This window comes from Rhodococcus sp. USK13, assembly GCF_018343855.1.
Lineage (GTDB): Bacteria > Actinomycetota > Actinomycetes > Mycobacteriales > Mycobacteriaceae > Rhodococcus_F > Rhodococcus_F oxybenzonivorans.
This window is the reverse complement of record NZ_CP069242.1, coordinates 3,402,658-3,414,751: the sequence shown is the minus strand read 5'-3', so window position 1 is coordinate 3,414,751 and position 12,094 is coordinate 3,402,658. Positions and strand designations below refer to the sequence as shown.

11 protein-coding genes and 1 riboswitch are annotated in these 12,094 nt (G+C 67.1%); of the genes, 2 read left to right on the top strand and 9 right to left on the bottom strand.

The window, feature by feature from the left end; all coding sequences use genetic code 11:
- Positions 1-44: 44 nt before the first annotated feature.
- Genes JQT59_RS18095 through JQT59_RS18080 form a run of 4 tightly spaced genes read right to left on the bottom strand, consistent with a single transcriptional unit; the run spans position 45 to position 3,619 of the window.
- Positions 45-776, bottom strand: a complete 732-nt coding sequence (locus JQT59_RS18095) for a (2Fe-2S)-binding protein (protein ID WP_213577214.1) — start codon at positions 774-776, stop codon at positions 45-47.
- Positions 769-1,545, bottom strand: coding sequence for an ABC transporter ATP-binding protein (locus JQT59_RS18090; protein WP_213577845.1), 777 nt, complete (start codon positions 1,543-1,545; stop codon positions 769-771). Before JQT59_RS18090 ends, JQT59_RS18095 begins: the two co-directional genes overlap by 8 nt.
- Complete coding sequence (locus tag JQT59_RS18085) at positions 1,542-2,627, bottom strand: FecCD family ABC transporter permease (protein WP_213577213.1); 1,086 nt, start codon at positions 2,625-2,627, stop codon at positions 1,542-1,544. The genes JQT59_RS18090 and JQT59_RS18085 overlap by 4 nt, the downstream gene beginning before the upstream one ends.
- Positions 2,624-3,619, bottom strand: coding sequence for an ABC transporter substrate-binding protein (locus JQT59_RS18080; protein WP_213577212.1), 996 nt, complete (start codon positions 3,617-3,619; stop codon positions 2,624-2,626). The genes JQT59_RS18085 and JQT59_RS18080 overlap by 4 nt, the downstream gene beginning before the upstream one ends.
- 107 nt (positions 3,620-3,726) lie before the next feature.
- A riboswitch (cobalamin riboswitch) is annotated at positions 3,727-3,874 on the bottom strand.
- Between the two features lie 85 nt (positions 3,875-3,959).
- On the opposite strand from JQT59_RS18080, the gene JQT59_RS18075 reads away from it, so the two are divergent.
- Both JQT59_RS18075 and JQT59_RS18070 read left to right on the top strand, forming a co-directional pair.
- Entirely contained in the window at positions 3,960-6,080 is a 2,121-nt protein-coding gene (locus tag JQT59_RS18075) for an MMPL family transporter (protein ID WP_213577211.1), read from the top strand.
- A 32-nt stretch (positions 6,081-6,112) separates the two neighbouring features.
- Positions 6,113-8,107, top strand: a complete 1,995-nt coding sequence (locus tag JQT59_RS18070) for an SDR family oxidoreductase (protein ID WP_213577210.1) — start codon at positions 6,113-6,115, stop codon at positions 8,105-8,107.
- Between the two features lie 10 nt (positions 8,108-8,117).
- On the opposite strand, the gene JQT59_RS18065 is transcribed toward JQT59_RS18070, so the two are convergent.
- From JQT59_RS18065 to JQT59_RS18045, 5 genes are all read right to left on the bottom strand, one after another.
- Positions 8,118-8,996, bottom strand: a complete 879-nt coding sequence (locus tag JQT59_RS18065; protein WP_213577209.1) for a ferredoxin family protein — start codon at positions 8,994-8,996, stop codon at positions 8,118-8,120.
- A gap of 29 nt (positions 8,997-9,025) precedes the next feature.
- A complete protein-coding gene (locus JQT59_RS18060; RefSeq protein ID WP_213577208.1) occupies positions 9,026-9,604 on the bottom strand; it encodes a YdeI/OmpD-associated family protein in 579 nt (192 codons plus the stop codon).
- Between the two features lie 10 nt (positions 9,605-9,614).
- The gene (locus JQT59_RS18055; protein ID WP_213577207.1) at positions 9,615-10,118 is read right to left on the bottom strand and encodes a hypothetical protein; all 504 of its coding nucleotides are present in this window, start codon (positions 10,116-10,118) and stop codon (positions 9,615-9,617) included.
- A 55-nt stretch (positions 10,119-10,173) separates the two neighbouring features.
- The gene (locus tag JQT59_RS18050; protein WP_213577206.1) at positions 10,174-11,148 is read right to left on the bottom strand and encodes a R2-like ligand-binding oxidase; all 975 of its coding nucleotides are present in this window, start codon (positions 11,146-11,148) and stop codon (positions 10,174-10,176) included.
- Positions 11,149-11,292: 144 nt separating this feature from the next.
- The gene (locus tag JQT59_RS18045; protein WP_213577205.1) at positions 11,293-12,069 is read right to left on the bottom strand and encodes an alpha/beta fold hydrolase; all 777 of its coding nucleotides are present in this window, start codon (positions 12,067-12,069) and stop codon (positions 11,293-11,295) included.
- Positions 12,070-12,094 lie beyond the last annotated feature (25 nt).

Below are 12,094 nucleotides of genomic sequence, written 5' to 3'. Positions count from 1 at the left end.
GTCTGCCATCACACTCGCAGGCAGGTCAACGCGGGCCACCGGACTCACGTCACGAGCGCGGCCAGACCACCCAGACGGTCCTCGGCCGGCCTCCGCGGGCAGCTCACACACTTGGCCGAACCGGGCGTCTCGTAGATCAGGCAACACGACGCCCGCTGCGTGAACCGGCGGGTCAACGTACCGGCGTGCACGTCGACGAACCGCGGTCGGGGCAGAACCACCCCGTCGGCACGCATGGCGTCGACGAGCTGCCGGGCGAACATGCTCCCTCTCATACGATCACCGATCCCGTCGCCGGCGTCGAGCGCGCGGTTGGCGATCGAATCGGTGGTGATCGCCCACAACACTGCCCGCCGCACTCCGGACGCCTCGGCCAGTGCGTCGATGAGAACGGTCAACGTCCCCGCGAGTTCCGACGCCAGATCCGCCACCGGCAGCACCGACGATGCCGTCAGACCGCCGAGGTATCCATCGGCGGTCAGGAACGCCCGAGCACCCTCCAATCGAGGGCAGGCAGCGACACCGGTGACGAGGGCCGTCGCGATCGGGATCCCGGTCAGGGTGGAACTGGCCGAATACCACCACAGGGTGCCGTTGACCCGGGGATTCCCACTGCCCCACCGGCGCGCGGTGTCCGCGAGACGGTGGGCCATCCACTCGGCGTCTGCCATGTCTGCTGCCGGAAACGAGCGGCCGTCGGGAAGCGCCGTCCAGGTGGCCAGCAGCGGAACCCGACGGGCGGTCAGCGCGTACGTCTGCGCCAGGTGCTCATCCATCGGCCAACCCCAGAATGTCCATCGACCGCCTCGGCCCCGACCGCACAACGGCGCGGATTCCGAACACCTCGCCCAGCACCGTGTCGTCGAGGACATCGGGTGGTGGGCCGGCGGTGATCACCCGTCCATGCTGCATCACCGCCAGCGTGTCGCAGTACTGCACCGCCAACCTGAGATCGTGCATGGTCACCACGAGTGCGAGTCCGCCGGCGGCGAGATCGCGCAGGAATTCCATCAGGATGAGCTGATGACGAAGGTCGAGGTGATTCGTGGGTTCGTCGAGGAGCAGGACGCGCGGTTGCTGCGTGAGCGCCCGCGCGATCGCCACCCGTTGACGCTCACCTCCCGAGAGCGCCTGTACGTCGCGCCCCGCGAGTTCCGCCAACCCCACCTGCTGCAGGGACCTCTCGACGATCTCGCGGTCGGCGGCGCTGTCGCGCTCGAACCAACCCTGGTGGGGAATCCGGCCCAGCGACACCGACTCGCGCACCGTCACCCCCGTCGACGACTGCGGCTCCTGCGGAACCGCCCCGACCGTGCGGGCGAGTTGTCGCCGGGCCAGGTCGGCAACGTTCACCCCGCCGACGACGACGGCGCCCGCGGTGGCGGACACCGCGCGGTAGCAGCAGCGCAGCGCCGTCGTCTTGCCGGACCCGTTGGGCCCTACCAGGCCGAGCAGCTCGCCGGGCCGGACAGCGAAGTCGACCCCGTGCAGCACGTCGCGTGAGCCGAGTTGGGCCCGGAGTCCTTGCACGCCCAGCCCGGTCATCGTTCGGCCCGCCGGTAGCGGCGCTGCAGCATCCACACGAACAGCGGGGCGCCGACGAGCGCAGTGACGACACCGACCGGCACCTCGAGGCTCGACGTGATCGACCGCGCCGCGGTGTCGGCTCCCACCATGGCGATCGCACCGAGCAGCGCGGCGACCGGTAACAACCTGGCGGCGCGGATACCGACGACGTAACCGGCCAGGTGTGGTACGAGGAGGCCGATGAAGCCGATACCCCCGGCGACCGAGACTGCAGCGCCGGCCAGTAGTGACACTCCCAGCAGTTGGACGATCCGGAAGCGGGGCACGTTCATGCCGAGCGCGGCCGCTCCGTCGTCCCCGGTCTGCAGCACGTCGATCCGGCGGGCACTCCACAGCATGGCAGTGCCGACCGTCGCGAGCGCCGATACGGGAAAGATCATCGTCGACCAGCGCGCGTCACCGAATCCGCCTGCGAGCCAATGCATCACCGAACCGAGTTGCCGTTCGTCGGCGAGCACGAGGAGCGAGAAGGTGATCAGTGCCGAGAAGACCTGTGCCAGCGCGACACCGACGAGGATGATCGCAGTGGGTTGCGGATACCGTCCGCCGATTGCCAGCGACAGGAACAACGGCACCATCGCGCCGACGAACGCCGCCACGGGAACGGTGAAGACCCCGAGCATTCCGGCGCCGAACCCGAGCACCGTCACGATCACGACACCGAAACCGGCACCCGAGGACACGCCGAGCAGGTATGGGTCGGCCAGCGGGTTGCGGGTCACGAGTTGCGCCACCGCACCGGACAGTGCCAGCGCGGCGCCCACCGTCGCCGCGGTCAATGCCCGCGGCAGACGAGAACCGACGACGATGGATTCCCGTGCCTGCGACCACCAGACCTCGAACGCACCGGGCAGCATCCGGTTCACCGCGATCGCCCAGACGTCACCCACCGGTATGCGCACCGAACCGAACGACACGGCGAGCCCGACCACGAACAGCGTGGTCAGCACCAGAAGTACGATCAGCCCGGCAAATCCGAGAGGGGAACGAGCTGAGGGCGCGGATGGGCGCACCTCGGTCCGTTCGGTGAGCGCCGTCATCGCGCGGAGAAGGCGCCGGGATGGACGGCGCGCGCGATGGTCTCGACCGACCGCACGAGGCGGGGGCTCTCGAAGAAGTCGTCGAGCGGTACGACGACGAAGCGGCCTGCCTTCACGGCAGGCGTCGCCGACATGATCGGGTGTGCGGTCAGGAAGTCGATCTTGTGTTGTGCACTCGTCGCGCCGTAGTCGAGGACGACGATCACCTCGGGACTGCGTTCTCCGACAACCTCCCAGGTGGCCGTCGAAAACGGTTTCTGCCCCTCGGAGAAGATGTTCGCGGCACCCGCATGGTCCGCGATGAGCTGACCGATTCCGACACCGCCGACAGTCAGCGGGACGTCCTCGCCGGAATCGTAGAAGAACACCGGGACGGCGGTACTGCCCGCAAGTGTCGCGCGCACGGACTGCAATCCGGACGTCACTCGGTCGCTGATCGCACGCGCCCTGTCTGGAACTGCGAGGATTTCGCCCAGCTGTGTGAAGTCGTCCCGCAGCAGAGCGATGTCGGGGAAGCCCTGCCCGCAGTACTCGGAGAACAGGAACGTGGGAATGCCCTGGTCGGCGAGGAACTCTCGCGAACGCCCCTCCTTCTCGTCGAATGCGCTCCGCATTCCCCCCACGACCAGGTCTGGCTCGAGGTCGAGTAACTGCTCTCGCGTCGGATACTCCTTCGACCGATGCGGGATCTTCGCGAATTCCTCGGCGAATGGGGGTAGCGGGGTGGCGTCACCGTACCCGGTGCCGACGATACGGTCGCCGACACCCATCTCGATCAGAACCTCGGTGACATGATCGTTCATGCTGACGATGCGCTGGGGTGGTGCATCGAAGCTCTGCGCGAGCGAACAATTGGTGATCGTCACCGCGGCGGTGAATGGCTCGACGGAAGTAGTGCCCGGGCCAGGTTCCCCACGCGAGCAGGCGGCAGCGAGCAGCACTGCCACGGCGGCGGTGAGCAATCCGGACCTTCGGAACAACAGACGGTGCATGTAAACCTCATTGCGGCTCAGAGCCACGAATGAAAGTCGTGCAGGTCACTCCACGACCGGAGTCGCGGTGCGCCTGCGGGACTCCGCTTCGTAGACCACGACGAATGGATGTCGCACACCACACACCGGGTAATCGGGCTCGCCACCGGAAAATACTCCGATGGCCCACCGTTGCGGGTCAGCGCCGGATTCGGACCGGCTTCCCCCATGTGTGTGGCTGCACGTGCACATCCGAGTATGCATCATGGCGCGGGAGCCGGATCACACCACCGCCGCTCACCGCCGCACGCGCACTACAGTCGGCAGTCGCACAATGCCGACGACGACCCGGAGATGACGCATGACACGTTGGGCCTCGACCGTTGTTTCCCGGCGATGGTGGATTCTGGTGCTTGCCGTGGCCGCCGTACTGGTGAGCGGCGTCTGGGGTACGGGGGTGTTCGCGACATTGGGCTCGGGCGGCTACACCGACCCCGGCAGCGAGTCCGCTGAAGTGGCGAGGATCGTCGAGGCCAACCTGGGTCCGCAGACCGCGGACATCATCGTCGTCTACACCGCGCCCGAAGGGAGAACGCTCGACGACATCGGTCCCGAGGTGACCGCCGATCTCGAACGGTTCGCCGCCGAGGTCCCCACGCACAAGATCACCTCCTACTGGACCGCGGACACCGCGACGAAGCAGCGGATGGTGTCGGAGGACGGCACCAAGGCGTCGGCCGCGGTCACTGTCGACCCCGAAGCCGGAATCACGGTGGCCGCCTTCAACGGCCTGCTACCCAAGCTCGAAGTCGAGGGCATCGACACCGAGTTCGCGGGCAACTCGGTGGTGGGTGTGGCTTTCAACAACCGGCTCCAGCAGGATCTGGTGCTGGCGGAGGCGATTGCGCTTCCCATCACACTGGTCCTGCTGGTCTTCCTCTTCGGCGGCGTGGTCGCCGCGGCCGTACCCGTCTTCGTCGGACTGCTCTCCATCTTCAGCGCGCTGGCAACCCTTCGGGTGCTCACCCTGTTCACCGACGTCAACTCCTTCGCGATCAATGTCGCCTCTCTGCTCGGTCTCGGGTTGGCAATCGACTACGGGCTCTTCGTCGTCGGACGTTTCCGTGAAGAACTGGAGGCGGGCGCCGACACTGCCGAGGCCACCCGGCGCACCGTGCTCACGGCCGGCCGCACCGTTCTGTTCTCCGGACTGCTGCTGGTGTGCGCCTTCTCGGGCATGCTCGTGTTTCCCCAGGACGTCATCGCATCGCTGGGATTCGGTGCCATGGCCGCGGTCGCGAGTGCGGCGCTGCTGTCCCTGACCGCCGTCCCCGCTCTCCTCGCGATCCTCGGCCCACGCATCAACGCAGGGAGCTGGCGCAAGGACGCAGCCCAGCGCAGCGAGGCGAGGGCCCGCATGTTCTGGGGGTCCGTCGTCACGTGGGTGATGCGCAGGCCGGCCGCGATCGCAGTCGGAATCGTCGCCGGACTTCTCGTTCTGGCAGCTCCCCTCCTCAGCGCCTCCCTCGGAGAGGTCACGTACACCGCGCTGCCCGCGGACGACCCTGCGCGCATCGCCACCGACACACTCACCCAGGAGTTCCCGACGACGGGCAATGGAGCCACCCTTATTCTGCGGGGCACGGACGGCAGCGGACCGACTGCCGCGGACGGTGCCGCCGTCGCCGAACAGGCCGGACAGGTCGAGGGCATCGGTGCGGCCACTGTCGTGGCGTCGAACGGTGAACTGGTCGCCGTCCAGGCGGTATACGCGGAGGGCGTCGACAGCGACGACCAGAGTGGTGCGGTCGCGGCACTGCGAGACATCGCAGGACCGGAAGGGACCGAACTCCTCGTCGGCGGTGGACAGGCCACCGTCGACGACAGCAACGCGGCGATCGTCCGCTGGTTGCCCGCGATGGTGGCGATCATGGTGCTGTCGACGCTGGTGCTGCTGTTCCTGGCATTCGGCTCGGTGGTCCTGCCGCTCAAGGCGGTGGCCATGGCGGGACTGAGCCTGGCCGCCACCTTCGGTGTCCTGACCTGGATCTTCCAGCTCGGCCACGGCGCGAGCCTGCTCGGGGTCAGTCCGGCACCGCTCGAGGCGACGTTCGTCGTCCTGATCCTCGCGGTCGTGTTCGGCTTGTCCACCGACTACGAGGTGTTCCTGATGTCACGGATGGTGGAGGCGCACGCGGCGGGGGCGACCACGGAGGAGGCGGTGCGCTTCGGAACGGAGCGCACGGGGCGGATCGTGACCGCGGCCGCTCTGCTGCTCGTCGTCGTCACCGGAGCATTTACCGTGTCCGGCCTGTCGATCATGCGGTTCCTCGGGGTGGGCATGATCGTGGCGCTGCTCGTGGACGCCACCGTGGTGCGCATGTTGCTCGTGCCGTCGCTGGTGAAGCTGATGGGTCCGGCCAACTGGTGGGCTCCGGCGTGGATGACGAAGGTCCATTCCAAGGTCGGAATCCGTCACTAGTGCATCATCTTACTTCGGAGTAAGTTCGGGGAATGGCCACCTACCTCGTCACGGGCGGAACCGGATTTCTGGGTCGACACGTCCTGCCTCTGATCCTCGACCGCGATGACACAGCAGAGATACACGTCCTCGTCCGCCCCTCCTCGCTGACCAAACTCGATGCCCTCACCGAAAGCATGCCCGGCGGCGATCGTGTGCATCCGCTGATCGGCGACCTGACCGAGCCCGGCCTCGGCCTCGCCGCGGTGCCGGCGGCCCAGCACGTTCTGCACCTCGGCGCGATCTACGACCTCACCGTCGGCGACGAGCAGGCGTCGACCAATGTCGACGGCACGCGCGCGGTGGCCGCCCTCGCGACAGAGCTGGGCGCAACCCTTCATCACGTGTCGTCGATTGCGGTCGCGGGCGATTACGCGGGCACCTTCGCCGAGTCGGATTTCGATCGGGGACAAAGTTTTCCGACGCCCTACCACCGCACCAAGTTCGAGGCGGAGAAGATCGTTCGCGACAGCGAGGGACTGCGCTGGCGGATCTACCGCCCGGCCGTGGTGGTCGGCAGTTCGGTCACCGGTGAGATGGACAAGATCGACGGGCCGTACTACCTGTTCCCCGCCATCTCGACTCTCGCCAAGCTCCCGGCCGCACTCCCGGTGGCTGTCCCCGACATCGGATCGACCAACGTCGTTCCCGTGGACTATGTGGCGGCGGCCATCGTGGAGCTGATGTCGGCACCGGACCGCGACGGTCAGGTGTTCCACCTGGTCAATCCGCGCCCGCAGCCGGTCCGCGAGATCTACGCGGGGCTCGCCAAGGCCGCCGGTGCCCCGCGCCCGGCGGCGAGCCTGCCCGGCGGACTGGTCCGTCCCTTTCTGACACCCACCCCGGACTCGACTCTCGACACGGGCCGCAAGTTGGTCCTCGACGGGCTCGGCATCCCGCCCGTGCTCGTGGCGAACATGACGCTGCCTACCGTCCTCGTCAACGAAGAGACGCGAAATGCTCTGCAGGGTACGGGAATCGAGGTTCCGCCCTTCGCCTCCTACACGAAGGCGCTGTGGACCTACTGGCAGAACCATCTCGATCCCCATCGAGCCCGCCGCTCCCACCCCGGCGGACCGCTCGTGGGACGGCACGTCGTCATCACCGGGGCCTCCTCCGGGATCGGTCGCAGCGCGGCGATCGCCGTGGCCCGCAAGGGCGCGAAAGTTCTTCTCCTCGCGAGACGTACCGAGGAACTCGAGGCCGTGGTCACAGAGATTCGCGCGGCGGGCGGTGCGGCGTTCGGATATCCGTGCGACATCACCGACGAGACGTCGGTCGAACGCACGGTCGCCGCGATCCTCACCGAGCACGGTCACGTGGACATGCTGGTCAACAATGCCGGCCGGTCGATCCGGCGGGGCCTCTACCGCTCGACCGAGCGGTTCCACGACTTCGAACGCACCATGGCCGTCAACTACTTCGGTGCCGTTCGACTCGTCCTCGCGTTCCTTCCGCAGATGCGTGAACGCCGGTTCGGGCACATCGTCAACATCAGCAGCGCCGGGGTCCAGGGGGCAACGCCGCGATTCGCCGCCTACGTCGCCAGCAAGGCGGCGCTCGACGGGTTCACCGATGTTGCCGCCGCTGAAACACTGTCGGACGGCATCACGTACACCACCATCCACATGCCACTCGTCGAGACGCCGATGATCGCACCGACCGGCAACTACAACGTCGGACCCATCACCTCACCGGAGAAGGCGGCGGCCATGGTGGTCCGGGCCCTGGTCGAGCGGCCGAAGCGCATCGATGTCCCCAGCGGCACTCTCGGGGAACTCGGCAGTATGTTCGCGCCTGCCGTCAAAGACCGGGTGATGCATCAGATGTATCGCATGTTCCCCGACTCGCCGGCGGCCAAGGGACAGAGCGTCACCGAGAGGACACCCGAACCTCCACGAGCCGGCGAGGTACGCGCGCACAGGTCGACACCGTGGGGACGCGCCGCCCGCAAGGTCGGAAGGCTTGTACCCGGCGCCCATTGGTGAGCGCACTCGGTCAGCACAGCGGGCGTACCCCGGTGGCGACGACGGGACGAACCGGTTTCGGGGCGGCTCCGCAACTGGGCGGCCTGGGCGCGAGTTCCCGCTCCTCCACATCGACGGACCACCGGCGTCCGTCGATGTGGGTGACCACCGACGCCCCGTCCACCGCGAGCTCGTTCGGGCCCGCGGTCACCAGTTCCCGGACCGCGAGTTCGGCAACCTGGCCCCGCTCGTCCCAGCAGCTTCGTCCCCGTAGTCCCTGCGCGTACACCTCGTCCCGGGCGGCGGCGCGCACCGCCTCGACGCTCTGTTCCGCAGAGAGCCGGCCGTACGTATATCCGGTGGGCAGCAGAATCATCGAAGGCGCGAACCGGTGTCCTCCCGTGTGCGAGCATTCCCACACGGTGTCGCCGAACTCTGTAGACAGCCGGGCGGCGATGGGACGTCCCAGGACGGCACAGCACTGATCCCGTTTACCGTGCGCGCACACCAGCACCACCGGCTCCGCGACCGGCTCCCCCCACCGCGGAGCCGGACCGGCGACCACACCGAGGTCGAGGTCGAGGAGGTCGGCCGGACTGCCGATGTCCAGGCGTTCGCACCAGGCCGACGCGGGATGAGAGTGTGCAAGGAGAACTGTGGCCATCGCCGGATCGGTCGTGCTTCGTCCTGGCCGGCGGATGAACATGAACCGTACTCCGGCCGCCTTCGCACGGGCGTCGAGTTCCCCGGCGAGTTCGCTGCCCAGCGCGGTGCCGTCCACCACGTCCCGGCCCCACGCACCCGGGTGTTCGAGACACACCCAGCCCGTGACGTGCGCCGCCGTTCCCGGCAGGGGTTCGTCGGCGGCGGACAGCGCGGAGCAGGTGGTAGAGGTGATCGTGTCGTTCACGAGGCCATTGTGTCAGGCCGATTTTTCGCTCAGTCGTGGAACTTGCGCCGCTCCGACAACTGCTGAACGAACTTTTCGATGCGCCGGGCACGCGTCTCCGGACGTTTCGCGTCCTGTAACCGGTAGATGACGGCGTAGCGGTTGTGGCTGTTCAGTGTCGCAAAGAACGCCTCCGCCTCCGGATTTTGCGCGAGGGCGGCAAGGAAGTCCTCCGGGATTTCAGCCGCCTTCTGTCCGGCATAGGCACGGTCCCACCGCCCGTCGGCTCTGGCCTTCTCCACTTCCGCCGCTCCGGCAGCCTCGAGGGCCCCGGCGGCTTCCAGTTTCTCGGCATATTCGCGGTTGCGTTTCGACCACGGACTGCGCGCCGATCGTGGGGTGAACCGTTGGACGAAGAAATCGTCGTCGATCCGGCGGACTTGGCTGTCGATCCAGCCGTAACACAACGCCACCTCGAGTGCCTGGTCGTAGGTGATCGACGAGTGGGCCGATCCCTTCTTCGCCATCTTCAGCCAGATACCGGGTGAGGTGGCGTGATGAACTGCGAGCCACTGGCGGAATTCGATCTGCCCGGCGAAGTACTCGACCGGCAACTCTGCTGCACCCATGCGCCGGAATCTATCGGCCTCGTGCCCACACCCGCACGAAACCCTGCGACAGATACGCAAGCGAGCCGAGGGCCAGCACCCACTTGGTGATGCTGACCGCGGAGGTGGCGCGGACGGTGGCATCGGTGATGTGCTCCCGATGTGTCAGCAGATGCAGGCCGACGACATTCTCGACGTAGTCACCGGCCGCGGCCACGACCGGCGCAGCCGCCAGCATCTTTTGCGTTGTAGGCGACAACGGCGTCAACTCCGCCAGCCGTCGCGCACCCGTACGCAGAGCGACGGCGTAGATGGCGGGATGGACGAAGTCGGGGTAGTAATGACTCCGATATCGCGCGGTCTCGGTGGCGTCCATGCCGTCGAGGATCGCGATGTAGTCCCAGGCGGATCGCGCCGTCTGAATCTCGGCCACCCGAGGGGCAGCAGGACCGAGCAATCGGGCGATATTCGCCTGCGAGATCACGAACGCGGCAGACCAGCCGAGGAGCTTGCGGTCGAGCGAGGTGAGCGCCATGGCCAGATCCTGCCATGGATACCCGACGGTTGATCGTCCCTTCGTCCGAGTCCGCTCAGCCTGCTGCCTCGGTCAGCGCCTTGGCGTCCTCCTCGCCGAACCGCTCCTCGAGCACCTCCGGGGAGTAGTCGAGGTCGATTTCCTCGACCGGCCGGCCGCGTGCCGACTCGATCGCCGAGAGCCGACGCTGCGCACGGTCCGCGGCGTAGGCCAGGAACTCGTCGTTGTCGAGCCCGAACGGCTGAACCTCGAATTGTGCATTGACCCAATCGATCATGCCCAGTGCCATCGGCATCAGCTCCGCCATCCGCTCCTGCACCACATTCCAGTTGTTGTCGTCGGCCGCGACATGCCGTCGGCAGGTGAAGGTTCCCCAGGCCATGTGACGACGTTCGTCGTCGCCGATCCGCTTGACGAGATCCTGCATGCCGGGAAGTATCCCGCGGGTCGCGCACACCTTCTGCCACGCGTAGTACCCGGTCAGCGCAAGACTGCCCTCGATGACATGGTTATAGGTGACGCTGGCGCGAATCTGGTTGGCGGGGCTCGGATCCGTCTCGAGAACGCCCAGAGATCCGGGAAGCTCCTCGTAGAACAATTGGCGGTAGTACGGATTGTCGGCGACGAACGGATGCAAGTCCTGCGTGAGCCCGACCGCGTCCATCCACAACCGGAACACCTGCGTGTGCTTGGCCTCTTCGAAACAGAACTGAGTCAGGTACATCTCGTCACCGAACCGGCCCTCTGCGGCCATCGCCTTCATGAAGGGCTGAATGTCCTCGGTGACCGCCTCCTCACCGGCGATGAACTGCGCGCACAGGTACGTCGCGCTCCGCTGCTGCTCGCTGTTCAACTCCTCCCAGTCCTGCGCATCCCGGCTGAAATCGAGATCGACGGGATTCCAGAACTTGGCATTCCCCTTGGTGAACAGTCGCAGCGGAAAGGCGTCCCAGTTCAGGCCGCCGGAGCGGAGCGAGCTGAACCCCTCCCTGCCGGGTGCGTACGGTCGTCCGGGTGTGATCGTCGACATCTCGTGCCTTCTTCCCGATGTACGAATACCTGTGCAGCCGGGTCCGAGCCCCCGCTTCTACTCCACGCTAGTCCTGCCCAGCCAGCTGCGGGTTTACATTTGCGGACTTTTGTCTGAATCCGGCCGACGGTGAACAGCGCGCGCTCAATTCGGCTCGGACTCCATCAGGAACGGCATCGCCGCCGCCTCGAACTCGTCGTACCGATCACGGTGAATGCTGTGCCCCCCGGGAAAAACCACCACCCGGCATCTCGGTATCGCGGCGACTGCGGATTCGAGTCGACGGGCATCCACCATCCCGCCGGGACCGCCGCGCAGGATCAGTGTGTCCGCCTCGATCCGTGGCAGCTGGTCCCACCACAACGGGTCCGGGCGGCGGAACTGCTCGAGCGCCGAGCGTGTCATCGACCGGTCGAAGGCGAACGCGGCCCGCGGGTGCCGGATCAGGCTGGTCGTCGCATGCCACAGCTCCGGCAGGGACGGCAGCCGGTTCGAGAAGACCTGCTCCGGGTCACCGGGCCGCAGCGGAAGTGGGGCCTCCTCGATGACCAACCGCCGCACCAGCTCGGGGCGGGTCTGGGCTGCGAGTGAGGCGGCATGACCACCGAGCGAATGACCGACGAGATCGACCTGCGACAGGCCCAGGTTGTCGCACACTTCCACCACATCGGAACCGAATTCTTCGAACAGGTACGACGCAGCGCGGGCACTGCGACCGTGTCCCCGTAGATCGAGCACGACGACCCGGCGCCCGCGGGAGACCAGCGCCCGCATGAACCGATCCCACGTTCCGCCGTCACCGCCCATTCCGTGCACGAGAACCACGGGCACGAGATGAGCGGCCGGGCCACTGCGCACTCCGCTGTCGCGGTACGCGATGGCGACACCGGTGCGGGTCGCGGTCGTCCTGCTCGTCTCCACGAGAAACAAGCCTAGGCGGACGGCC